21 protein-coding genes and 1 tRNA gene are annotated in these 22,887 nt (G+C 71.6%); 12 read left to right on the top strand and 10 right to left on the bottom strand.

What is annotated here, in order from left to right:
- Positions 1 to 3 precede the first annotated feature (3 nt).
- From FAF44_RS06865 to FAF44_RS06850, 4 genes are all read right to left on the bottom strand, one after another.
- Positions 4 to 840, bottom strand: a complete 837-nt coding sequence (locus tag FAF44_RS06865; protein WP_237102175.1) for an NUDIX hydrolase — start codon at positions 838 to 840, stop codon at positions 4 to 6.
- Positions 833 to 2,893, bottom strand: a complete 2,061-nt coding sequence (locus FAF44_RS06860; protein WP_237102174.1) for an RNA degradosome polyphosphate kinase — start codon at positions 2,891 to 2,893, stop codon at positions 833 to 835. Before FAF44_RS06860 ends, FAF44_RS06865 begins: the two co-directional genes overlap by 8 nt.
- Before the next feature lie 118 nt (positions 2,894 to 3,011).
- Positions 3,012 to 3,890, bottom strand: a complete 879-nt coding sequence (locus FAF44_RS06855) for a TetR/AcrR family transcriptional regulator (RefSeq protein WP_237102208.1) — start codon at positions 3,888 to 3,890, stop codon at positions 3,012 to 3,014.
- Between the two features lie 79 nt (positions 3,891 to 3,969).
- Positions 3,970 to 4,908, bottom strand: coding sequence for an acyl-CoA desaturase (locus tag FAF44_RS06850; RefSeq protein ID WP_237102173.1), 939 nt, complete (start codon positions 4,906 to 4,908; stop codon positions 3,970 to 3,972).
- A gap of 266 nt (positions 4,909 to 5,174) precedes the next feature.
- Between FAF44_RS06850 and FAF44_RS06845 the strand changes: the two genes are divergently transcribed.
- The 12 genes from FAF44_RS06845 (at position 5,175) to FAF44_RS54475 (ending at position 16,459) form a co-directional block, all read left to right on the top strand.
- Positions 5,175 to 5,246, top strand: a tRNA-Gln gene (locus FAF44_RS06845).
- 144 nt (positions 5,247 to 5,390) lie between these two features.
- Positions 5,391 to 6,842, top strand: coding sequence for a bifunctional UDP-N-acetylglucosamine diphosphorylase/glucosamine-1-phosphate N-acetyltransferase GlmU (glmU, locus tag FAF44_RS06840; protein WP_237102172.1), 1,452 nt, complete (start codon positions 5,391 to 5,393; stop codon positions 6,840 to 6,842).
- Entirely contained in the window at positions 6,839 to 7,816 is a 978-nt protein-coding gene (locus FAF44_RS06835; RefSeq protein ID WP_237102171.1) for a ribose-phosphate diphosphokinase, read from the top strand. The genes glmU and FAF44_RS06835 overlap by 4 nt, the downstream gene beginning before the upstream one ends.
- 97 nt (positions 7,817 to 7,913) lie before the next feature.
- Positions 7,914 to 8,525 carry a 50S ribosomal protein L25/general stress protein Ctc gene (locus FAF44_RS06830; RefSeq protein WP_237102170.1) on the top strand — a complete coding sequence of 204 codons (612 nt, stop codon included), beginning with the start codon at positions 7,914 to 7,916 and terminating at the stop codon, positions 8,523 to 8,525.
- Positions 8,526 to 8,634: 109 nt separating this feature from the next.
- Complete coding sequence (gene pth / locus FAF44_RS06825; protein ID WP_237102169.1) at positions 8,635 to 9,219, top strand: aminoacyl-tRNA hydrolase; 585 nt, start codon at positions 8,635 to 8,637, stop codon at positions 9,217 to 9,219.
- A gap of 118 nt (positions 9,220 to 9,337) precedes the next feature.
- Positions 9,338 to 10,771, top strand: a complete 1,434-nt coding sequence (locus FAF44_RS06820; RefSeq protein WP_237102207.1) for a sugar transferase — start codon at positions 9,338 to 9,340, stop codon at positions 10,769 to 10,771.
- A complete protein-coding gene (locus FAF44_RS06815; protein WP_237102168.1) occupies positions 10,771 to 11,535 on the top strand; it encodes a 3'(2'),5'-bisphosphate nucleotidase CysQ in 765 nt (254 codons plus the stop codon). Before FAF44_RS06820 ends, FAF44_RS06815 begins: the two co-directional genes overlap by 1 nt.
- Positions 11,536 to 11,554: 19 nt before the next feature.
- Positions 11,555 to 12,469 (top strand): sulfate adenylyltransferase subunit CysD, encoded by a 915-nt coding sequence (gene cysD / locus FAF44_RS06810; protein ID WP_237102167.1) that lies wholly within the window; start codon positions 11,555 to 11,557, stop codon positions 12,467 to 12,469.
- A 2-nt stretch (positions 12,470 to 12,471) separates the two neighbouring features.
- Complete coding sequence (gene cysN / locus FAF44_RS06805) at positions 12,472 to 13,734, top strand: sulfate adenylyltransferase subunit CysN (protein WP_237102166.1); 1,263 nt, start codon at positions 12,472 to 12,474, stop codon at positions 13,732 to 13,734.
- 90 nt (positions 13,735 to 13,824) lie between these two features.
- Positions 13,825 to 14,721, top strand: a complete 897-nt coding sequence (locus FAF44_RS06800) for a sulfotransferase (protein ID WP_237102165.1) — start codon at positions 13,825 to 13,827, stop codon at positions 14,719 to 14,721.
- Entirely contained in the window at positions 14,718 to 15,602 is an 885-nt protein-coding gene (locus FAF44_RS06795; RefSeq protein WP_237102164.1) for a glycosyltransferase, read from the top strand. Before FAF44_RS06800 ends, FAF44_RS06795 begins: the two co-directional genes overlap by 4 nt.
- A gap of 17 nt (positions 15,603 to 15,619) precedes the next feature.
- Positions 15,620 to 16,459 (top strand): WecB/TagA/CpsF family glycosyltransferase, encoded by an 840-nt coding sequence (locus FAF44_RS54475; protein WP_308193289.1) that lies wholly within the window; start codon positions 15,620 to 15,622, stop codon positions 16,457 to 16,459.
- Here the strand turns inward: FAF44_RS54475 and FAF44_RS06780 are convergent.
- The 6 genes from FAF44_RS06780 to FAF44_RS06755 are packed head-to-tail and all read right to left on the bottom strand — an operon-like array spanning position 16,410 to position 22,875.
- Complete coding sequence (locus FAF44_RS06780; RefSeq protein ID WP_237102163.1) at positions 16,410 to 17,327, bottom strand: sulfotransferase; 918 nt, start codon at positions 17,325 to 17,327, stop codon at positions 16,410 to 16,412. The genes FAF44_RS54475 and FAF44_RS06780 overlap by 50 nt on opposite strands.
- A complete protein-coding gene (locus FAF44_RS06775; protein ID WP_237102162.1) occupies positions 17,324 to 18,571 on the bottom strand; it encodes a lipopolysaccharide biosynthesis protein in 1,248 nt (415 codons plus the stop codon). Before FAF44_RS06775 ends, FAF44_RS06780 begins: the two co-directional genes overlap by 4 nt.
- Positions 18,559 to 19,413 (bottom strand): sulfotransferase, encoded by an 855-nt coding sequence (locus tag FAF44_RS06770; RefSeq protein WP_237102206.1) that lies wholly within the window; start codon positions 19,411 to 19,413, stop codon positions 18,559 to 18,561. Before FAF44_RS06770 ends, FAF44_RS06775 begins: the two co-directional genes overlap by 13 nt.
- An 11-nt stretch (positions 19,414 to 19,424) precedes the next feature.
- The gene (locus tag FAF44_RS06765; protein WP_237102161.1) at positions 19,425 to 20,324 is read right to left on the bottom strand and encodes a hypothetical protein; all 900 of its coding nucleotides are present in this window, start codon (positions 20,322 to 20,324) and stop codon (positions 19,425 to 19,427) included.
- Positions 20,321 to 21,586 carry a hypothetical protein gene (locus tag FAF44_RS06760; protein ID WP_237102160.1) on the bottom strand — a complete coding sequence of 422 codons (1,266 nt, stop codon included), beginning with the start codon at positions 21,584 to 21,586 and terminating at the stop codon, positions 20,321 to 20,323. The genes FAF44_RS06765 and FAF44_RS06760 overlap by 4 nt, the downstream gene beginning before the upstream one ends.
- Positions 21,583 to 22,875 carry a Wzz/FepE/Etk N-terminal domain-containing protein gene (locus FAF44_RS06755; protein WP_237102159.1) on the bottom strand — a complete coding sequence of 431 codons (1,293 nt, stop codon included), beginning with the start codon at positions 22,873 to 22,875 and terminating at the stop codon, positions 21,583 to 21,585. Before FAF44_RS06755 ends, FAF44_RS06760 begins: the two co-directional genes overlap by 4 nt.
- Positions 22,876 to 22,887 lie beyond the last annotated feature (12 nt).

Below are 22,887 nucleotides of genomic sequence, written 5' to 3'. Positions count from 1 at the left end.
CGCTCAGGCCGGATAGCGCTCGACGCCGACCACCCGCCCGCCGGCCCGGTGCAGCACCGCGAACGCGCCCTTGCGCAGGTGCACGTCCTTGCCGGTCAGGGTGTCGATCAGGCCCGGCAGCACCCTGCGGTGGCTGCACACGGCCGCGGGCACGCGCACCTTCCCGACCAGCTCGGGCGTCTTCTCGGGGTCCTGGCTCTCCTCGCTGAGCAGCGGCTCGGTCCTGATCGCGGCCCCGGCGGCGAACGGCTCCAGCGTCTGCACGCACCGGACGCTGGGCGAGCTCAGCAGCAGCTCGGGCCGGTAGGCGGGCAGGGCGGTGGCCAGGGCCGCCGCCTGGGCGAGCCCGGCGGCGTCGAGCGGGCGGGCCGCGTCGTCGCCCCGCCACTCGCTCCTGGAGCCGGCCGAGCCGTGCCGCACCAGGACGAGGGGCACCGTGTCGAGGGGCGCGGCGCGCAGGGCCCGCAGCAGCCCGGCGTCCCACTCGTAGGTCAGCAGTCGCCTGGCCTCCGGCACCGGCAGCCAGCGCAGCTCGTCCACCTCCTCGCCGGGCTCGAACCCGTCGTCGCCGGTGGCCCGCGCCACCCAGTAGTCGACCCGCTTGAGCTGGCCGGAGCTGAGGTAGTGGACGGGCGGCAGCGCCCGCCCGAACAGCACCGTCAGGCCGGTCTCCTCGCGCACCTCGCGCAGGCCCCCGGCGATCACGTGCTCCCCGGGCTTCAGCTTGCCCTTGGGGAAGGTCCAGTCGTCGTAGAGGGGGCGGTGGATGACGGCCACCTCGGGGGCGGCCTCGTCACCTCTCCAGACCACGGCTCCGGCGGCGCGGAGCAGGTCAGTCATCAACGGTCCTCCAGCGGCGGGTGCCGATGAGCCGGCTCTGCAGGTCCTCGCCCTGGAAGCGCACCCATGTGCCGTCGGAGTTGAGCCACCACGTGTTCGTGGTCTCGGCCATGACCTGGTCCATCAGCTCGATGAGGTACGCCTTGTGCTGCTGCGCGGTCACCTTGACGAGGGCTTCGACGCGCCGGTCCAGGTTCCTGCGCATCAGGTCGGCGCTGCCGATCCACACCTCGGGCCGCCGGCCCAGGCCGAACTCGTACACCCTGGAGTGTTCGAGGAAGCGGCCCAGCACCGAGCGCACGCGGATGTTCTCCGACAGGTCGGGGATCCCCGGCCGCAGGATGCAGATGCCGCGCACCCACAGGTCCACCTGCACGCCCGCCCTGGACGCCCGGTAGAGGGCGTCGATGATCGGCTCGTCCACCAGGGAGTTGGTCTTGATCCTGATCCGGGCGGGCCGGCCGGCCTGCTGGTGGGCGATCTCCCGCTCGATCCTGGCCACCAGCCCGCTGCGCATCGAGTGCGGCGCGACCAGCAGTCGCCGGTAGGCGGAGTGGTGGGAGTAGCCGGTCAGGTGGATGAACAGGTCGGTCACGTCCTCGCCGACCAGCGGGTCGGCGGTGAGCAGGCCGAAGTCCTCGTACTGGCGGGCGGTCTTGGGGTTGTAGTTGCCGGTGCCGATGTGGCAGTAGCGGCGCAGCTCGCCCGAGGACTCCTGGCGGACGACGAGGGCGAGTTTGCAGTGGGTCTTGAGGCCGACCACGCCGTAGACGACGTGGCAACCGGCCCGCTCCAGCTTACGGGCCCAGGAGATGTTGGCGTGCTCGTCGAAGCGGGCCTTGATCTCCACGACCACCACGACCTGCTTGCCCGCCTCGGCGGCGTCGATGAGCGCGTCCACGATGGGGGAGTCGCCGCTGGTGCGGTAGAGGGTCTGCTTGATCGCCAGCACGCGGGGGTCGTTCGCGGCGACCTCGATGAAGCGCTGCACGCTCGTGGCGAACGAGTCGTACGGGTGGTGCAGCAGCACGTCGCGCTCGCGCAGGATGGAGAAGATGTCGTCCTCGGCGTTGATCACCTCGGCCGGCACGAACGGCCGGTAGCTCAGCTCGCCCCGGTCCAGGTCGGCGATGGCGTGCAGGCCGGTGAGGTCGAGCGGCCCCTGCAGCCGGTAGATCTCGTGTGGGGCCAGCTCCAGCTCCTCCACCAGCGGCGCCAGCACCTCGGGTGTGATCGTGTCCTCCACCTCGAGCCGTACGGGCGGCCCGAAGCGGCGCTTGAGCAGCTCCTTCTCCAGGGCCTGCATGAGGTTCTCGGTGACGTCCTCGTCAACGTCGAGATCCTCGTTCCTGGTCACCCGGAAGGCGTGGTGCTGGAGGATCTCCATGCCCTTGAAGAGCTGCCCCAGATGGGCGGCGATGACGTCTTCGAGCGGCACGAACCGGTCCTTGGACGCATGGACGAACCTGGGCAACTGCGAGGGAACCTTGACCCGGGCGAACACCGTGTGATCGGTCTCCGGATTCCGCACCAGAACGGCCAGGTTCAGGCTGAGCCCGGAGATGTACGGGAACGGGTGGGCGGGGTCCACGGCCAGCGGCGTCAGCACCGGCCTGATCCGCTCCCTGAACAGTTTGCGCAGCTCGGTGCGCTCCTCGCGGCCCAGGTCGTCCCACCGGACGATCTCGATGCCCTCGGCGGCGAGCTGCGGGCTGATCTGCTGGTGGAAGGCCGCGGCGTGCCGCCTGGCCAGTTCGTCCGCGATGGCGGCGATGCGGACCAGCTCCTCGCGCGGCTTGAGCCCGCTCTTGGTGCGCAGCAGCAGGCCGGTGGCCATGCGCCGCTTCAGCCCGGCGACCCTGACCCGGAAGAACTCATCCAGGTTGCTGGCGAAGATGGCGAGGAACCGTACTCGTTCGAGCAGCGGCAGGGAGGCGTCCTCGGCCAGTTCCAGCACGCGCAGGTTGAACTGGAGCCAGCTCTCCTCGCGGTTGAGAAACCGCTCCTGTGGCAGCGGCAGGTCATTGGCAGACTGGAACGGTTCCGCGGACATATGGCGTATGTTGCCCCGTTTGGTTGAACAGCACGTTAACGTAGCCGCAACGGCTTACCCGAAAAGGTCAGCCCAGCTCAACCCAATCGTCACTCCGCGCCCCAGGCTCGATCAAGAGTCAATCCGGATGATCTACCTGTTCGAGACGCGCGGTCCGCTCGGCCAGCCGGACCTCCCGCTGGCGGATCTTCTCCTCGCGCTCACGGGCCTTCTCCGCCTCCTTCAGCAGCCGCTCGCGCTCCTTCAGCTCGCGCACCCGGGCCTTTTCCGCTTCTTTGAGCTCCCGCTGGCGGACCTTCTCCGCCTCCTTGATCTCCTTCTCGCGGGCCTTCTCCAGCTCGCGCAACTCCTTCTCGCTGGCCGGACGCTGCTGCGGCGGTTTGACCGGCGGCGCGTGGCCCCGGCTGGTGACGGTGATCGCCGGGTTGGGGTTGAGCCCGGTCAGGCCGTTCCAGGCCAGGTTGACCAGGTGGGCGGCGACCTCCTCGCGGCCCGGCTTGCGCACGTCGAGCCACCACTGGCCGGTCAGCGCGACCATGCCCACCAGCATCTGGGCGTACATCGGCGCCAGCTTGGGGTCGTAGCCGCGGCCCGCGAACTCGTCGGCCAGCACGTCCTCGACCTGGCTGGCGATCTCGCTGATCAGGCTGGCGAAGCTGCCGGTGCCCGAGGCGGCGTGCGAGTCGCGGACCAGGATGCGGAAGCCCTCGCTGCTCTCCTCGATGTAGCGGAGCAGGGCCAGCGCGGCCCGCTCCAGCTTGACCAGGGAGTGGGAGGCGGACAGCCCTTCGGTGATCATGCCGAGCAGCTTCTGCATCTCGCGGTCGACGACCACCGCGTAGACGCCCTCCTTGCCGCCGAAATGCTCGTAGACCACGGGTTTCGACACCTGCGCGGTGGCGGCGATCTCCTCGATAGAGGTCCCGTCGAACCCCTTCTCCGCGAAGAGGGTGCGGCTGATGTGGATCAACTGCTCTCTTCGCTCGCTACCGGACATGCGCCTGCGAGATCGGGGTTCGGTCACGGTTTCCATAATGACGGTCGTTAACCCGCTACCGCTCACCGGCTGATCGCCGCTAGGCAATGCGCTTCGCCGCCAGGCGTTCCGGCGTCGGCCAGCGGACGTCGTACACCCAGCCGAGCTTCTCGAAGATCCGGATCAGGCCGGCGCTCAGGTCGATCTGGCCCTTGAGCGCGCCGTGCCGGGCGCAGGTCGGGTCGGAGTGGTGCAGGTTGTGCCACGACTCGCCGAAGGACGGGATGGCCAGCCACCACACGTTGCGCGATTTGTCGCGGACCTGGAAGTCCTCCTCGCCGAAGACGTGGCAGATCGAGTTGATGGACCAGGTCACGTGGTGCAGCAGCCCGATGCGGACGAGCGAGCCCCAGAACAGTGCGGTCAGCCCGCCCTGCCAGGACCAGGTGAGCAGCAGGCCCAGCACGCCGGGCAGCAGGATCGAGGTGAGCGCGAGCGCGCTGAACCATTTGTGCAGCTTGACGATGTCCTGGTCCTGGGACAGGTCGGGGGCGTACTTCTCCCTGTTGGTGCGCTCGCTCTCGAACAGCCAGCCCATGTGGGCGTAGAGCAGGCCCTTGGCCATGTTCTTGAAGCCGGGGCCGAAGCGCCACGGCGAGTGCGGGTCGCCCTCCTTGTCGGAGAACTTGTGGTGCTTGCGGTGGGTGGCCACCCAGTCCAGCACGGACATCTCCAGGGACAGGCTGCCCGCGATGCCCAGCGCGATCTTCATCGGGCGCTTGGCCTTGAACGAGCCGTGCGTGAAGTAGCGGTGCAGGCCCACGGTGACGCCCAGGCCCGTGATCACGTAGAAGACGAAGGCGATGGCGATGTCCGTCCAGCCGAGCCCCCAGCCCCACGCCAACGGCACGGCCGCCGCGATGGCGACCAGGGGCAGCCCGACGACCAGGCCGAAGATGACAATTTCGGACTTTGACTTCGGTTCGGCTTCGAACTCGGGCTTCGGGGTGGGTGACGAGCGCTCGGCGATAACGGTCATCGGCGACCTCCAACGGCATGTATGAGATTGAATGTCCGGGCTACGCAACCGTAACCTACGCCAGCGTAAGTAAGGAAGACCTAAGATCGGAATGTGCCGAAGGTGACGTGAGGTGGGGCGAGGTGAGTGGGTTTCGTGTCTTGCGCCGTTTCGGGCGGTCTGTTAAGTCCAGCGGCGTTCCGGCGTGGCGGGAGCGGTAATCCGGGCGCGCGCGCCTGTGCGGGGTCGGTATCGTAGGGGGTGTCGGACATCACGCGTCCGATCTGTCCCGGATCGTCTAATCGGCAGGACAAGTGGTTTTGGTCCACTTTGTAGGGGTTCGAGTCCTCTTCCGGGAGCCTTGAAGGCACGCCCCAAGAGAATGTTCTGGGGCAAGCCAGGTATCCTCACGGTGTCGGGAGGGTAGCGGTGCGGTTGACGTACCGAATGCCCTGAGCAGACGTACCAAGCCCGATCCGTCCAGTCACAGGGAGCCTCAACCCGTGAGTGTGCCGCGCCCGGCAGCCGTGATCGTCCTCGCCGCCGGCGAGGGCACCCGGATGAAGAGCCAGACTCCGAAAGTCCTGCATGAGGTGTGCGGCCGCGCGCTGGTCGACCACATGCTCGCCGCCGCCCGCGACCTCGGTCCCGAGCAGCTCATCGTCGTCGTCGGGCACGCGCTCGAACGGGTCGCCGGCCACCTGGCCGACACCAGCCCCGACGCGCGCGCCGTCGTCCAGCACGAGCAGCGCGGCACCGGTCACGCCGTGCGGACCGTCCTCGAAGAGGTCGGCACCATCTCCGGCACCGTCCTTGTCACCTACGGCGACGTGCCCCTCCTACGCACCCAGACCCTGACCGACCTGCTCGAACGGCACGCCACCGAGGGCAACGCGGTCACCGTGCTCACCGCCGAGGTGCCCGACCCGACCGGGTACGGCCGGATCATCCGCGACGACGCGGGCGCCGTCCTGGAGATCGTCGAGGAGAAGGACGCCACTCCCGGGCAGCGCGCCATCAAGGAGATGAACTCCGGCATCTACGCCTTCGACGGCGCGCTCCTCGCCGACGCCGTCAAGCGCGTGTCCACCGACAACGCCCAGGGCGAGGAGTACCTCACCGACGTCCTGGCCATCCTGCGCCGCGACGGCCACCGGGTCGGCGCGTGCGTGGCCGGCGACTTCGTCGAGGTCGAGGGCGTCAACGACCGCGTCCAGCTCGCCGCCGCCCGCAAGGTGCTCAACCAGCGCCTGCTGGAGCGGCACATGCGCGCCGGCGTCACCGTCGTCGACCCGGCCACCACCTGGATCGACGTCGACGTCCGGATCGGGCCCGACGCCGTCGTCCACCCCGGCACCCAGCTCCACGGCGCCACCGTCGTCGAGTCCGGCGCCGAGGTCGGCCCGGCCACCACGCTCACCGACACCTTCGTCGGCGAGGGCGCCGTGGTCCGCAACGCCGTCGCCGACCACGCCGAGATCGGCCCCGAGGCCAACGTCGGCCCGTACGCCTACCTGCGGCCCGGCACCGTACTCGGCCGCAGGTCCAAGGCCGGGACATTCGTCGAGATGAAGAACACCAAGGTCGGCCAGCGCTCCAAGGTGCCGCACCTGACCTACGCCGGTGACGCCACCATCGGCGAGGACGTGAACATCGGCGCCTCCACGGTCTTCGTCAACTACGACGGGGTCAACAAGCACCACACCACCGTGCGTGACGGCGCGTTCGTCGGCTGCGACACCATGCTCGTGGCCCCCCTGACGGTCAACGACGGCGCCTACACGGCCGCGGGCTCGACCATCACCGACGACGTCCCCCCCGGCGCCATCGGCGTGGCACGAGCGCGACAGCGCAACATCGAGAAATGGGTCGTGCGCCGGCGCGCGGGGACGAAGTCGGCCGCGGCCGCGCAGCGGGCGCTCGACGAGCAAGAACAGCGGGAGAAAAAGTCATGACCAGCATCAAGCAGCCCGGAGAGAAGAACCTCATGCTCTTCTCCGGGCGAGCCCACCCGGAGCTGGCCGAGGAGGTCGCCGAGCATGTCGGCGTCTCCCTTACCCCCACCAAACTCATCGACTTCGCCAACGGCGAGATCTACGCCCGCTACCTGGAGTCCGTACGCGGCTGTGACGCCTTCGTCATCCAGAGCCACACCGGGCCCATCAACAAGTGGATCATGGAGCAGCTCATCATGGTCGACGCGCTCAAGCGGGCCTCCGCCAAGCGCATCACCGTGGTCATGCCGTTCTACGGCTACGCCAGGCAGGACAAGAAGGGCCGCGGACGCGAGCCGATCACGGCCCGGCTCATCGCCGACATGTTCAAGACCGCGGGCGCCGACCGGCTGATGTCGATCGACCTGCACACCTCGCAGATCCAGGGCTTCTTCGACGGCCCGGTCGACCACCTGTTCGCCATGCCGGTCCTGGAGAGCTACCTCAAGAACAAGCTCGACCTGGAGCACACCACCGTCGTCTCGCCCGACACCGGGCGCGTGCGGCTGTCGGAGCGCTGGGCCGACACGCTCGGCACGCCGCTGGCGTTCATCCACAAGCGCCGCGACCTCGACGTGGCCAACTCGGTGAAGGTCAGCGAGGTCGTCGGCAAGGTACGCGGGCGCACCTGTGTGCTGATCGACGACATGATCGACACCGCGGGCACGATCTGCAAGGCCAGCGACGCCCTCTACGAGCAGGGCGCGACCAACGTCATCGTGGCCGCCACCCACGCGGTCTTCTCCGACCCCGCCGTCGATCGCCTGAAGAACTCCAGGATCTCCGAGGTCATCGTCACCAACACGCTGCCGCTGCCGGAGAGCGCCAGGTTCGACAAGCTCACCGTGCTGTCGATCGCGCCGCTCATCGCACGCGCCATCACGGAGATCTTCCAGGACGGCTCGGTCACGAGCCTGTTCGAGGGCGACACCTGAGCCGTTAGGATGTCAGGGTTGCGCTCGTAACGCCTCCCGCTAGGGCGGATGAGGGAGAGCGCACGAAGATCCGTCTACCGCATCCCTAGGAGATGTCGTGTCCGAAGTACGTATCGCCGCCGAAACACGCACCACGTTCGGCAAGGGCGCCGCTCGCAAGATCCGCCGCGACGACAAGGTGCCCGCCGTCCTCTACGGGCACGGCATCGACCCCAAGCACCTGACCCTGCCGGGTCACGAGGTGCTGCTCGCGCTGCGCACCCCCAACGTGCTCATCCACCTCAAGGGCACCGACGTCGACGAGCTCGCCCTGCCCAAGGGCGTGCAGCGCGACCCGATCAAGGGCTTCGTCGAGCACGTCGACCTGCTCCTGGTCAAGCGCGGTGAGAAGGTCACGGTCGAGATCCCGGTCACCACGGTCGGCGATGTCAACTCCGAGGGCCTGCTCGACCAGCAGCTCGTCTCCGTCGCCGTGGAGGCCGAGGCCACCCACATCCCGACCGGCGTCGAGGTCGACGTCGAGGGCCTGGAGGTCGGCACCGCGATCACCGCCGCGCAGCTCCAGCTCCCGAAGGGCGCCACGCTCGTGGCCGACCCCGAGGCCGTGGTGCTGCAAGTCATCAGCAAGCCCGTCGAGGCTCCCGCTGAGGAGGCTGCCGAGGGCGAGGTCGCCGAGGCCGCCGAGAGCGCCGAGGCGTCCGCCGAGTAGGCGACGTCCACTCGCGAACGGGGCGGCCGGAATCGGCCCGCCCCGTTCCGCTGTGAAGGGCCGGGCCGCCGGGAGGCTGCCGGGGCTGTCAGGGTTGTTAGGGGAACGCATGGATCGCTGGCTGATCGCCGGACTGGGCAACCCGGGGGCCGAATACGCCGGCAACCGGCACAACGCGGGCTTCATGGTGCTCGACGAGCTGGCCGCCAGGGCGAGCGGGCGGTTCAAGGCGCACAAGAGCCGGGCCGAGGTGTGCGAGACGAGCGCCGCCGTCCTGGCCAAGCCCCTGACGTACATGAACCTCTCCGGAGGGCCCGTCAAGGCGCTCTCCGACTTCTACAAGATCGGCCCCGAGCGGCTGATCGTGGTCCACGACGAGCTCGACGTGCCGTACGGCGCGCTGCGGGCCAAGCTCGGCGGCGGCGACAACGGCCACAACGGGCTCAAGTCGATCACCAAGGTCCTCGGCACCCGCGACTACCTGCGGGTGCGTTTCGGCATCGGCCGCCCGCCCGGCCGCATGGATGCGGCCTCGTTCGTGCTGCGCGACTTCGCCACCATGGAGCGCAAGGACCTGCCCTTCCTCGTGGACCGGGCCGCCGACGTGGTCGAGTCGCTGATGGCCCGTGGCCTGGAGGTCACCCAGAACGACTTCCACCGCGCCGATCTGCACATTTCCGGCCCTCCTCGCTGATCACCGCATAGGGACGTTCGCCGGTTCGGCGGCCGTCACGCGGCTACGATCTGGTGACTGTCCGTTCAGGAGTGGTCACACCTGGAGGCAATGCGTGCGCGGTGAAGGGCTCTTGACCGTGGTCTGGGCCGGTCAGAGCGTCCGCTGGGGGGCCAGGCCGCGCACGCCCTCCTGGGTCGGCTCCTACCGGCTGAGAGCCGTGCTGGGCGACCTGTGCGGGGCCTGGATCGGGGCCGGGGCCGCGTTCACGGTCAGGTTCGGCGGGCTGACGCCTTACGTGCTGCCGTACCTGCTGGTCAGCCTGGCGCTGCCGGTGGTGTGGTGTTGCGCGGTGGCGCTGGCCCGCGCCTACGAGCCGCGCATGCTCGGCGTCGGCTCCGAGGAGTTCCGCCGGGTCGTGCAGGCCGGGGTGGCGCTGACCGCGGCGACCGCGATCGGCTCCTACGTCACCAAGACCGACGTCGCCCGGGGTTACGTCGTACTGGCCCTGCCGCTGGTCACGCTCTGCAGCCTGGTGTTCAGGTACGCCCTGCGCCGCTCGCTGCACCGCCGCCGGGCCGCGGGCGCGTGCATGCGCAAGGTGGTCGCCGTCGGCCACGCGGCCTCGATTGCCGAGCTGGTGCGGCTGTTCCGCAGGGAGCGCCACCACGGCATGGACGTCGTGGCCGCCTGCCTGCCCGGCGGGCACCCCGGCCAGCGGGTCGAGGAGGTGCCGGTCGCGGGCGACCTCAGCGACGTGCCGATCGTCGTGGAGCAGTGCGCGGCCGACACGGTCGCCGTGCTGGCCTGCCCCGAGATGGACGGCCAGGCGCTGCGCCGGCTGGCCTGGCGGCTGGAGCGCACCGACACCGAACTGGTCGTGGCCCCCGCGCTGATGGACGTCGCGGGCCCGCGCACCACGATCAGGCCGGTGGCCGGCATGCCGCTGCTGCACGTCGAGCACCCCGAGCTGGGCGGGGCCAGGCAACTCGTCAAGAACGTCTTCGACCGGCTCGTGGCCGCCGCGCTGCTGGTGGCGCTGGCGCCGGTGCTGGCGGGGCTCGCGGTGGCCGTACGGACGACCAGCCCCGGGCCCGTGCTCTTCCGCCAGACCAGGGTGGGCCGGGACGGGCGGCTGTTCACGATCCTGAAGTTCCGCACGATGCGGCGCGGTTCCGAGGAGCAGAAGATCACGCTGGTGAGCGACCGCGAAGGGGTGCTGTTCAAGATCCGCAACGATCCGCGGGTCACGCCGCTCGGCACGCTGATGCGCCGGCACTCGCTGGACGAGTTGCCGCAGCTCATCAACGTCGTGCTGGGACACATGTCGCTGGTCGGCCCCCGGCCGCCGCTGCCGGAGGAGGTGGCGCGCTACGGTGACGACGTGCGCCGACGCCTTCTCGTACGCCCCGGGCTGACCGGGCTGTGGCAGGTCAGTGGAAGATCTGACCTATCGTGGGAGGAATCCGTCCGTCTAGACCTGCGTTACGTGGAGAACTGGTCCCTCACCCTCGACCTCCAGATCCTGTGGAAGACTTGGTCGGCCGTCGCCCGTGGGCAAGGAGCATATTGATGACGATTCGCGACGACCACGCCCTCGCCGCCGACCTGGCGACCGAGGCGGGGGAGCGGCTGCTGCGGATCCGCGAGCGCACGGGGTTCGGCGACCCCGCCGCGCTGCGGGCCGAAGGCGATCGCGCCTCCCACGTCTACCTCATGGACTCCCTCGGCCGGTTGCGGCCCAGCGACAGCGTGCTGTCGGAGGAGGCCACCCGCGAGGAGCGCCTCGACCCCCGCAGGCTGACGGCCGAGCGGGTCTGGATCGTCGATCCCCTCGACGGCACCCGGGAGTTCTCCGAGGAGGGCCGCTCCGACTGGGCGGTGCACGTGGCGCTGTGGGAGCGCGGCCGGCTGAGCGCGGGAGCCGTGGCGCTGCCCGCCCAGGGCCGTACGCTGACCACCGCCGAGCCGCCCGAACTGCCCTCCTACGAGAAGGGCCGCTTCCGCATCGCGGTCAGCCGCACCAGGCCGCCCGAGTTCGTGCAGAAGCTGGCCTACCTCGTCGGGGCCGACCTCGTGCCGATCGGCTCGGCCGGGGCCAAGATCTCGGCCGTGCTCACCGGCGAGGTGGAGGCGTACGTACACGCCGGGGGTCAGTACGAGTGGGATTCCGCCGCGCCGGTCGCCGTGGCGCTGGCCGCGGGGGCCCACGCGAGCCGCATCGACGGCTCGGAGGCGACCTACAACCAAGCCGACCCCTCGCTACCGGATATTCTGGTTTCCCTACCGGAGCTGGCGGCATCCCTGCTCGCCGGCATCCGGGACCTGCACCGCTGAACCCGCCGGAGGAAGCTCCATGCTGCAGCGCGACTACACGACGTCGCAGCTCGACGTGCTCGAAGCAGAGGCCATCCACATCATGCGTGAAGTGGCGGCCGAGTTCGAGCGGCCCTGTCTGCTGTTCTCCGGCGGCAAGGACTCGATCGTCATGCTCCGCATCGCGGAGAAGGCGTTCTGGCCCGCCGCGATCCCGTTCCCGCTGATGCACGTGGACACGGGGCACAACTTCGACGAGGTCATCGAGTTCCGCGATCGCCGTTCGGCCGAACTGGGCGCGCGGCTGGTCGTGGCCAGCGTCCAGGACTCCATCGACCAGGGCCGGGTCGTCGAGGAGACCGGACGGCGCGCCTCGCGCAACCGCCTGCAGACCACCACGCTGCTCGACGCGATCGAGGAGCACGAGTTCGACGCCGTGTTCGGCGGCGCCAGGCGCGACGAGGAGAAGGCGCGCGCGAAGGAGCGGGTCTTCTCCTTCCGCGACGACTTCGGCCAGTGGGATCCGAAGAACCAGCGTCCCGAGCTGTGGAACCTCTACAACTCGCGCATCCGCAAGGGCGAGCACATCCGCGTCTTCCCGCTGTCGAACTGGACCGAGCTCGACATCTGGGACTACATCCGGCGCGAGGGCATCGAGATCCCCTCCATCTACTTCGCCCACACCCGCAAGGTGTTCGAGCGCGACGGCATGCTGCTGCCCGACTCCGACGTCGTGGTGCGCGGCGACGACGAGCCGCTGTTCGAGTCCGTGGTGCGCTACCGCACGGTGGGCGACATGACCTGCACCGGCGCCGTGCAGTCCGTGGCGGCCACGATCGAGGAGATCATCGAGGAGATCGCCGCCACCCGGATCACCGAGCGTGGGGCCACCAGGGCCGACGACCGCGCGTCCGAGGCCGCGATGGAAGACCGTAAGCGAGAGGGTTACTTCTAAAGATGGACATTCTCCGCTTTGCCACGGCGGGAAGCGTCGACGACGGCAAGTCCACCCTCATCGGACGGTTGCTCTTCGACTCCAAAGCGATCTTCGAGGACCAACTCGAGGCCGTCGAGCGCACCTCGCGCGACCGGGGCACCGAGTACACCGACCTGTCGCTGCTGACCGACGGCCTGCGCGCGGAGCGGGAGCAGGGCATCACGATCGACGTGGCCTACCGCTACTTCGCCACGCCGCGCCGCAAGTTCATCATCGCCGACACCCCGGGGCACATCCAGTACACCCGGAACATGGTCACCGGCGCCTCCACCGCCGACCTGGCGATCATCCTCATCGACGCCCGCAAGGGCGTGCTGGAGCAGTCGCGGCGGCACGCGTTCCTGACCTCGCTGCTGCGCGTCCCGCACCTGGTACTGGCCGTCAACAAGATGGACCTGGTCGACTACTCCCGGGAGCGCTTCGAGGAGATCAGGGACGAGTTCACGGCGTTCGCGTCCAAGCTGAACGTCGGCGACCTCACCTTCATCCCGATCTCCGCGCTCAACGGCGACAACGTGGTCTCCCGCTCGGAGAACATGCCGTGGTACCTCGGCACGTCCCTCCTGCACCACCTGGAGAACGTGCACATCGCCTCCGACCGCAACCTGACCGACGTGCGCTTCCCGGTGCAGTACGTCATCCGCCCGCAGCGGGCCACCGACCCGGCCTTCCACGACTACCGCGGCTACGCCGGACAGGTGGCGGGCGGCGTGCTCAAGCCCGGCGACGAGGTGGTGCACCTGCCCTCGGGCCTGACCACCCGCATCGCCTCGATCGACACCTTCGACGGGCCGGTCGAGGAGGCCTTCCCGCCCATGTCGGTGACGCTGCGCTTCGAGGACGACATCGACATCTCGCGCGGCGACATGATCGCCCGGCCGAACAACCAGCCGAGCGCGGCGCAGGAGCTGGAGGCGATGGTCTGCTGGATGGCCGACGGCCTCAAGCTGACGCCGCGTTCCAAGCTGATGATCAAGCACACCACCCGCACCGCCCGCGCGCTCGTCCGCGACCTGCACTACCGGCTCGACGTCAACACCCTGCACCGCGACGAGGAGGCCGGCTCGCTCGGCCTCAACGAGATCGGCCGGGTGTCGCTGCGCGTCACGCAGCCGCTGTTCGTGGACGACTACGCGCGTAACCGGATGACCGGCGGCTTCATCCTGGTGGACGAGTCCACGAACGGCACGGTCGGCGCCGGCATGATCATCGACGCCCGCTAGGTAGATCTTTTGGGGTTGGGAGCACCCGGGCTTTACTCTCCGCAGTAGAGTCGTCGCGTTCCGTGTTCGACAACGCGAAGGCTCTCCTCCGTGACTGATCGCGCGTCCGCCCAGGTGATCTACCTGGGCGGCCTCGGCCGTAGCGGCACCACTCTGCTGGAGAGGCTCCTGGGCGAGCTTCCCGGCGTGACGCCGCTGGGTGAGGTGGTGCATCTGTGGGACCGGGGGGTTCTCGCGGGGGAGCTTTGCGGGTGCGGTTCCGCGTTCCCCGTCTGTCCGTTCTGGCGGCAGGTCGGGGAGCGTGCGTTCGGCGGCTGGACCCCGCGGCTCGCCGAGCGGATGGTGGCGCTGCGCCGCAGCATCGATCGCACCCGCCGGATCGCGCGCATCGCGCATCCCGACCTGGCCGAGTACACGCGGGCCTACCGGTCGCTCTACGACGCGGCCGGCGCGCCGGTGGTCGTCGACTCCAGCAAGCACGCGTCGCTGGCCCGCTGCCTGGTGGCCGCCGGCGTCGACGTGCGGATCGTGCACGTGGTCCGCGACCCGCGCGCGGTCGCCCACTCCTGGGGCAGGACCGTGCGGCGGCCCGAGAGCGGGCAGCCGATGACCCGGTGGGGCCCGGCCCGTACCGCCCTGCACTGGTCGGCCCAGAACACCGCACTCGAACTGCTCCCGGGGCACGGGGCCCGGGTGACCAGGCTGCGCTACGAGGACCTGCTCGCCGCCCCCGCCGAGACCCTGACCGGGCTGGCGCGGCGGCTGGGGCTGCCCGAGCCCGAGCTGTCCTTCCTCGACGGCCGTACGGTCTGGCTCGGCCCCTCGCACACCGCGTCCGGCAACCCGATGCGCTTCCACGTGGGGCGGGTGGAGCTGCGGCGGGACGACTCGTGGCGCTCCGGCCTGCCCGACGCGCACCGCCGGGTCGTCAACGCCCTCACCTGGCCGCTCAGGGCGCGCTACGGCTACTGGGGGGTGGCGCGGTGACCCGGTCGGTCGGCGTGGTCGTCCCGACGTGCGGTGACCGGCCCGCGTGGCTGCGCGAGGCGGTCGACGCGGTGCTGGCGCAGGACTACGCGGGCGAGCTGAGCGTGGTCGTGGTGGCCGACGGTCTGCGGCCCGGCGACGTGGCCGGGGTCCCGGACTCCGTGCGTGTCCTGCCCAACGTGCTCAGCCCCGGGCTGCCCGGCGCGCGCAACACCGGCATCGCGGCCTGCGACACCGACCTGATCGCCTTCTGCGACGACGACGACGTGTGGCTGCCCGGCAAGCTCGCCGCCCAGGCCCGCGCGCTCGACGAGGCGGGCGGCGAGTTCGCGAGCTGCGGCATCGAGGTGGAGCACCGAGGACGGCGGGTGCCCCGCCTGGCCGGAGCCTCCTGCGTCGGCGTGGCCGACCTGGTCCGCTCGCGGATGGTGATGGTGCACTCCTCGACGTTCCTGTTCCCGCGCGGGCTGCTCCGGCCCGACGAGAGCGCGCCCGGCGGGCAGAACGAGGACTGGGACCTCGCCCTGCGGGCCGCCAAGCGGCGGCCCCTGGTCCACGTCGACCGGCCGCTCGTACGGGTGCGCTGGGCCGGGTCCCACTACGCGACCCGGTGGGCCGACCGCATCGCCGGGCTGGAGTGGATGCTCGCCCGGCACCCCGAACTGGCCGTGGATCCGCGCGGCGCGGCGCGGGTCTACGGTCAACTGGCCTTCGGCCACGCCGCGCTGGGGCAGCGGCGGGCGGCCGTCCGGTGGGCGGTCCGCGCGCTCGGGTCCCGGCTCGGCGAACCGCGCGTGCCGCTCGCGCTGGCGGTGGCCGCGGGCCTGGTCACCGCGCCCACCGTGATGTCGGCGCTGCACGACCGCGGGCACGGCATTTGACCCCGCACCCGAGCACCGTGGGGCCCGTCCCCGCCCGCGCGTCCGAAGGGACGGCGGGCGGGCGGGTACGGGTGGCCGGGGTCGGGGTGGACGCGCTGACCGAGGGCGAGGTCGTCCGCAGGGTGGCCGCGGCGCTGGCGGCCGGGCGCGGCGGCCGGATCGTCACCCCCAACGTGGACATCTGCCGCGCCGCCGCCGCCGACCCGGCGCTCAGGGAACTGGTGTGCTCGGCCGACATCGTCGTCCCCGACGGCATGCCGCTGGTGTGGGCGGCGCGGCTGCTCGGCACCCCGCTGCCCGAACGGGTGACGGGGGCCGACCTCATCTGGTCGCTCAGCGCCCTGGCCGCCGGCCACGGGTGGCCCGTCTACCTGCTCGGCGGCGGCCCGCCGGAGGTGGCGCGCGCGGCGGCGCGGGAGCTGGCCGGTCGCCATCCCGCGCTCGAGATCCGCGGCGTGCACGCGCCGCCGTACCGGTTCGACGACACCCCGGAGGGCACGGACGACGTCTGCCGGGCGGTGGTCGCCGCGCGGCCCCGGCTGGTGTTCGTCGGGCTCGGCTTCCCCCGGCAGGACCGCCTGATCGCCCGGCTGCGGGCGGAACTGCCCGACGCGTGGTTCCTCGGGTGCGGGGCGGCCATCGCGTTCGCCGCCGGGGCGGTGGCCCGCGCGCCCCGGTGGGCCGGGCGCGCCGGGCTGGAGTGGGCCTTCCGGCTGGCTGGCGAGCCGGGCCGGCTGGCCCGCCGGTACCTGGTGGACGATCTGCCGTTCGCCGCCCGGCTGCTCGGCGGCTGCCTGCTCACCCGCCTCAGGGACCGGACGTCAGGGCGCGCACGCGGGCGACGTCCTGCGGGGTGAGGCCCCGGGCCGGGTCCGCCAGCGCGCTGCGCGAGTCCATCCGCCGGTACGCCGTGCGCGACAGCCCCGACCAGGCGAAACCCGCTCCTGAGCGCCCCCCTGGACGGTGGCAGGCCCGGACGATCCGCCGCTCGGCCCCGGCCGTCCAGCGCAGGCCCGCGTACGCGTACAGCCGCCGGAAACCGGGCACCGGGTCGGCGGCCAGCGACTCGTAGGAGGTGAGCAGGATCCCGGGTGTGCCCGCCAGCACGGATCGGGTCACCCGCCACAACGCCGCCGCCGTGGCCGCCCGGTCGCGTGACCCGGCCAGCGCCCGCAGCTCCAGCACCTCGGGATGGTCCCGGACGAGCAGGGGCTGGTCCAGCAGCTCGTCGAGGTGCACCGTCCACCCCAGCCGCGCCCAGCTCGCCACGAACGACACCGGGTCCCGCACCAGCGCGATCACCCGGCACCCCAGCCGCCGCGCGAACCATCCGGCGCTCAGCACCGCGAACGGATCGTCCAGCAGCGCCCGCCGTCCCGTCAGGCGGCCGTGCGTGAAGGCGACGCCGTAGCGCAGCAGGCGGGCCAGGTCGTAGGGGGAGCGGTTCGCGCGCAGCTCGGCCAGCCACTGGTAGCGCAGGCCCACGGTGTCGCGGAAGGCGGGCAGCCAGTCGGCGGAGTTGTCGTCGCAGATGTACTGGAACCGGTGCGTCACCCGCGCGTCGAGCACCCCGGGGCAGCGGCCGGGCGGATGCTGGGGGTTGAGCGGCTCGTTGACGTAGACCAGGTCGCCTCCGGCGGCGAGCATCTTGCCGGTCCAGCTCGTCCCGCTGCGCGGCAGCCCGGTCACCAGCACCGGGCTCGCGTCCGCCGGTCCGGGGGTCACGCGAGTGCCGTCCGGCGCAGGGCCGCGAGGGTGTGGCGGCCGAAGGGACGCAGGCCGTAGCGGCGGTGGAGCTGCCAGAGGGGCAGCAGGTTCTTGACGAGCACGCCGCCCGACCACCCGGCGACCGCCCCGAGCGCCCCGTGGGCGGGGATCAGCGCCAGGTCGAGCAGTACGGTGCAGCCGATCGCGGCCAGCAGGTTGGCCAGGCTGGCCGTGGTGTGCCCGGCGGCGGTCAGCACCACGTCCACCATGCCGCAGGCGGTGGCCACCATCATCGTCCCGGACAGGACCAGTGCCACGGGTGCGGCCGACCCGTACGCGGGCCCGAACAGCCGCAGCAGCCACGGCGCGAGCGCCGCGTAGAGCAGCCACACCGGCCAGGTCAGCAGCACCAGCCAGGCGGTGGTCGTCTGGTACAGCTCCCCGGCCCGCTCGCGCTCGCCCTCGGCCATGGCCCGGACCAGCGGGGCCTGCGCGGCCTGCGTCAGCCCCTGGTTGGCGAGCTGGCCGAGCACCTTGAACCGGGTGGCGGCCGTGTAGACGGCGGCCTGCGCGGGCCCGCCGAGCAGCGCCACGATCACGATGTCCAGCCGCTGGAAGACGGCCTGGATCGCGCCCGCCGCCGAGCGGGGCGCGGTGTGCCGCCACAGGTCGTGCCACGTCCCCGGCAGGGACGGCGTGCGCGGCAACCGCCTCCGCAGCCCGGCGGCTGCCAGGACCGCCGCCGGCAGGTACGGAACCCCCCACGCCAGCGTCAGCTCCCACCCGGAGGCTCCCGCCAGCGCGGCCCCGCCCACCAGCAGGACCTGGCAGAGCGGCACCAGCATCCCGTCGAGCAGCACCGTGGGCCGCATGGCCCCGAACCCGCGGGTGGCGGCCAGCAGCACGTCCGCCACCACCATGACGGGCAGCAATGCGGCGAGCGGGCCGAGCCGGGGGTACAGCACCAGCGCCGCGCCCCCGGCCACCGCCACGCACGGCACGAGCGCTGCCCGGATATATCCGGACATGCCGTGGTAGTCAGCCGTCCGGGCACGGGCGATGAAGTAGATCAGCCCGTTCCCGGCGTCCAGCTTCGCGATGCCCGCCACCATGAGCGCCAGCGCGGTCGCGGTGAAGAACGCGCCCGCCTCGGCCGCCGGATAGGCCCTGGTCACCACCACCACCAGGACGAACTGCGCCAGCGCCCCCAGCGCCGCCCCGCTAAGCCCGGCCAGCCCCTTGCGCCCGATCACCGCCGCCACGACGGCTCACCGTCCAGCCAGCGCGACAGCCGCGCGTCGTACGGCTCGAAGTGGTCACGCAACGCCTGCCCCAGCACCGGCGGCACCGTACGCGGCAACGGCCGCCCGTTGTGCCGCTCGAACACGGGATACCCCAGGTGCGGCACCCCCAGGAACTCCAGCACCCGGTCGTAGGCCACCTCGGGCTCGGCGAAGAACCGGTGGCTGTCCAGCACGAGGATGCGCTCGCGGCCGATCAGCGGCTCCACCCGGTCGAGCTGGTCGGCGTAGCGCCCCCTGGCCAGGTACGCGTGATGGCGGTGCGAGTGGTGCAGCGCGTACGGCGTCTCGCGCAGCAGTTCCTCGGCCCCGGCCAGGCGGCGGGCCTCCAGCTCCAGGGCGTGCTCGAAGTGCGACTCCGTCTCGAAGCCCCTGGCCAGCTCGTGGGCGTGCGCGGAGCAGGCCCGCTCGACCGGGTCGCGGACCAGCACGATCAGCTTGACCCCCGGCAGGTCGGCGGCGATGCGCTCCCCGGCCAGCGGATGGAACAGGTAGTAGGGGGAGGACTCGTACGCCTGGGCGCGCGCGCCGAACCGATGGGCGAGCAGCGCCGCGCCCATCCGCAGCGGGAAGTGCGCCTGGTACCAGGACATCCCGCGCCAGTAGGCGACGTCGAAGTAGTGCACACCCTTGTGCAGCACCGGTTTGAGCAGCAGCGGATGCTGGGCCAGCGCGCGGTACAGCGAGGTGGTGCCGCACCGCTGCGCACCCGTGATCAGGAACGACGGCAGCACGCGCGCCCCCGACGTGAACCGTCCCGTGGCGCGTGACAGCGACAGCACGGATTGTTTCACCGTCCCCATGTGAATCGTCCTCAACTGCGTTGCTCCTCGTGATCGACGGCCGGGTCGAGCCAGGACTCAGGCGGGCCGAGCGGGGCGTGGCCGTCGGCGGCGTGCCGCCGGGCCAGCGTGACCAGGTACCGGGCCGCGGTCCGCCGGGCCGTCGCCGCCGGCAGGCCCAGGGGCGCCAGCACCCCGGCCGCGCCTGCCACGCACGCCCGCGCCGCGGCCGGTGGCGCCATCCTGCGCAGGGCCCGCTGGAAGAAGTGGTGGACGGCGTCGAAGCCGTAGGGGACGCCGACCTCGTACCGCTCCCAGTCCCACACCAGCAGCCGCCCGTCGGGGGAGCGGCAGATGTTCCAGGGCGCGAGGTCGCCGTGCCAGGCCGGGCGGTCCCCGCCGGTGGCGGCGATCTCCGCGACCGCGTCCAGCAGCAGCGTCCGCGGCACCTGGCCGGCGCGGCGTACCGGCAGGGGGGACAGCGCCAGCACGGACAGCCCGCGCCAGTCGCCGTGGTGCAGCACGGTGGGCGCGGTGACCGTGCGCAGCGACAGCCCGGCCAGCCGGCGCAGGGCCGCCGCCTCGGCGGCGACCAGCTCGCGGGCCCGCGCGGTGTCGCCGACCTTCACGAACGCCAGCAGCCGCCCGTCCGAGCGGACCTCCAGGACGGGCTTGCGGTTGGCCCGCAGCGCCGGACGCACATGCAGCACGGTCTCGACCGGCCGCCGGAAGACCTCGCCGAGGTGGGCCGCGACGGACCCCTCGACCGGCACCACCATCCGCGAGCCCACGTGCCACCAGCGGCGCGGCGCCAGCCTGCGCGGCACGGCGGCGTGCGGCAGCAGCGTGTACGCCCGCGGCCCCCCGGGCCCGGGGAACAGCAGCCGCACGGTCTGCGCCAGGTAGTCGAGCCGGACGGCGGCGTCGTTCATGCGTTCCTCCACAGGAGGGCGAACGAGACGAGGTAGAGGATGAGCGGTGTGACCAGGCCGTCGTAGACGAACATGTAGAGCAGCACGAGCCCCATCACGAGCACCCCGGCCAGGCCCACGGGGCTGCGGTCGCGCCAGTGGCGGCGGATCGCGCCCACGAAGAACGCCACGTAGAGCACGGCCCCGGTGAACCCCTGCGTGATCATCAGCAACCAGAGCTGGCCGTCGCTGCCCAGCGGCGGATGCCCGCAGGTGTCGCACCAGTCGGTCTTGCCCGTGGTGATCGTGCGGTGGTTGCCCGTGGCGTTGCGGGTGTTGCCGTACCCGATCAGCGGCGAGTGCCCGGCGGCGGTGAGGGTGGCGCTGACGGTGAAGGCGCGGATGTCGTTGGAGTGCGGATTGTCCAGGCGCTGCGCGAACAGCGTGGCCAGCGGGCTGAGCATGAACGCCAGCGCCGCCGCCGCGAGCGCGCCGCAGAGCGCGACCCGGGTCCGCCCGCCCACCCGGACGATCACGTAGAGCACGGCCAGGCCGAGGCCGATCCACAGACCGCGGTTGAGCGAGTACACGACGGGGATGACGGCGAGGGCGAGCACCACGGCCACGAAGAGCCGGTGCCGGGCCCGTCCGTGCACCCACCAGCCCACCACGAACCAGACCAGCAGCACCGAGGCGTTGCTGCCCCAGGCGTTGGCCCATTCGTACGGCGCCTCGGGCCTGGGGGAGGCGAAGCCGAGCACCTTCTGCGTCTGGGCGGCCGTCGGGTGGATGAGGTTCTGCACGAAGGAGTTGCCGCTGATCCAGTCCGGCAGCAACAGCTCCACCGGCGAGGTGAAGGCGAAGCCGGGCAGGAACACGCCGAGCAGCCCGCCCGCGATCGTGGTGACGAACAGCACGCCGAGCATGCGCACCAGGCGTAGCTGCGGCAGCTCCCGCTCGGTGAGGTTGCCCAGGTAGAGCACCATGACCAGGACGGAGCAGTACAGCGCCAGCCGCATCACGTAGCCGAGGACCCGGCCCGGCCCGAGCTCCCCGTACGTGCCGGGCGGCGTCTCGCCCAGCATCAGCGCGCTGACCAGGTAGCCGGCCAGCAGCAGCAGCCACAGTCCGAAGCCGCGCGGCACCTTCACCGGCCGCCGCCGCCACAGCAGCACCGCCATGGGCACGGCCAGCACGATCACCGACAGCCCGCCGAACCCCAGCGCCCACCAGACCGGATAGCCGACCAGCAGCGCGGCGATGGGCCACGCCGGCCCGCTCACGTCTGCGTGCCCGGCCGCCGCGGGTGGTGGATCGCCTTCATGGGGGTGGTCTCGGCCGACACGCTCGGTTCCAGCTCGCCGGTCGCGACGAGCTTGCCGAGCGGGGTGTGCGGGCGCGGCTCCAGCAGCGGGACGAACGACGGCACCGCGTCGGTGGCCGTCACCACGCCGATGACCGGCACGTCGTGCCTGGCGAGCTGGCGGGCGGCGGCGACGACGTCCTCGGAGGTGACCCGGCCCAGGCCCACCAGCAGCACGGCCGCGTCGGCCCTGGCCAAGTCGCGGACGTCGGAGCCGTCGAGCACGATCAGCGGCGCGCTGACGGCGAGCGGCTCGGCCAGCGACGAGGCGTACAGGTCGGCGGGCAGCGCCCGGACCAGCAGCCGCTTGCCGGGGCAGGCGGAGACCACGGCGCAGGCCAGGTCGTGCAGCACGCCGTGCTCGCGCGGGCTGGACAGGTCGCCGAGCACGGACAGCCCGGTGAGCCGCTCGACGTCGGCGGGCGTGCGCAGCCGCCGATCGAAGCGGTCGCGGAGGTAGGCGGCGGCCGAGCCGGTCAGCAGCCCCGCCATCAGCCCGGTGCCCAGGTAGAGGGGCAGCCTGGGAGAGCTGGGCGCCTCGGGCGGCGCGGCCTGGCTGATCACCGAGCCGGGGGTGACCGCGATCGTCCTGAGCGCGTCGTACTTCAGTGCCAGGCTGGCCGCCTGCCGGTTGAGCACGCCCTGCCGCTGGGTGGCGATCGCGTGCTCGGGGCCGCCCTTGGGCAGGCTGCCGAGCTGCTTGATCACGTGGTCGATGCCGGCGTTGACCTGCTTGAGCTTGCTCAGCACCGCGTCCTGCTGCTCGGCCATGGAGGTCATCGCGCTCTCGCGGCGGTTGGTCAGATATGCCTCGGCGTACGCGCGCGACTGCGCGGAGGCGGTGCCGGGCTCGGGGGCCGTCACCGAGATCATCAGCACCGCGGAGTTGGGCGGCACGGCGACCTCGACGGGGTGGACGTCGCCGCGGCCGAGAGCCCTTGCGGCGCGGGCGGCGACCACGGCGGACTGCGCGATCTGGGCCTCGGTGTCGAGGTTGAGCGACTCGCGCTGGCGGCTGGTCACCTGGTTGCCCGGCTCCTGCGGGCCGACCGGCATGACCAGCACCTGTGTCGTCGCGGTGTAGGCGGGCGGGGTGAGGCGCAGCAGCGCCAGCCCCGCGGTGCCGCCGAACACGACGCAGCCCACGAGGAGCAGCCACCGCCTGCGCAACAGGGAGAGGTGCTCGTCCAGGTCGGTGCCGGGCCTCATGTGCGCTCACTA

It is taken from the genome of Nonomuraea sp. MG754425, assembly GCF_021699195.1.
Taxonomy (GTDB): domain Bacteria; phylum Actinomycetota; class Actinomycetes; order Streptosporangiales; family Streptosporangiaceae; genus Nonomuraea.
The sequence above is the reverse complement of the archived record's forward strand: the minus strand, read 5'-3'. Positions and strand labels throughout refer to the sequence as shown.

Excerpts from the sequence above, each read along its gene's own strand:
- FAF44_RS06865 (WP_237102175.1), bottom strand. The coding sequence starts at position 840 with ATGACTGACCTGCTCCGCGCCGCCGGAGCCGTGGTCTGGAGAGGTGAC.
- FAF44_RS06860 (WP_237102174.1), bottom strand. The coding sequence starts at position 2,893 with ATGTCCGCGGAACCGTTCCAGTCTGCCAATGACCTGCCGCTGCCACAG.
- FAF44_RS06855 (WP_237102208.1), bottom strand. The coding sequence starts at position 3,890 with ATGTCCGGTAGCGAGCGAAGAGAGCAGTTGATCCACATCAGCCGCACC.
- FAF44_RS06850 (WP_237102173.1), bottom strand. The coding sequence starts at position 4,908 with ATGACCGTTATCGCCGAGCGCTCGTCACCCACCCCGAAGCCCGAGTTC.
- FAF44_RS06835 (WP_237102171.1), top strand. The coding sequence starts at position 6,839 with ATGACCAGCATCAAGCAGCCCGGAGAGAAGAACCTCATGCTCTTCTCC.
- pth (WP_237102169.1), top strand. The coding sequence starts at position 8,635 with ATGGATCGCTGGCTGATCGCCGGACTGGGCAACCCGGGGGCCGAATAC.
- FAF44_RS06815 (WP_237102168.1), top strand. The coding sequence starts at position 10,771 with ATGACGATTCGCGACGACCACGCCCTCGCCGCCGACCTGGCGACCGAG.
- cysD (WP_237102167.1), top strand. The coding sequence starts at position 11,555 with ATGCTGCAGCGCGACTACACGACGTCGCAGCTCGACGTGCTCGAAGCA.
- cysN (WP_237102166.1), top strand. The coding sequence starts at position 12,472 with ATGGACATTCTCCGCTTTGCCACGGCGGGAAGCGTCGACGACGGCAAG.
- FAF44_RS06770 (WP_237102206.1), bottom strand. The coding sequence starts at position 19,413 with ATGGGGACGGTGAAACAATCCGTGCTGTCGCTGTCACGCGCCACGGGA.
- FAF44_RS06765 (WP_237102161.1), bottom strand. The coding sequence starts at position 20,324 with ATGAACGACGCCGCCGTCCGGCTCGACTACCTGGCGCAGACCGTGCGG.
- FAF44_RS06755 (WP_237102159.1), bottom strand. The coding sequence starts at position 22,875 with ATGAGGCCCGGCACCGACCTGGACGAGCACCTCTCCCTGTTGCGCAGG.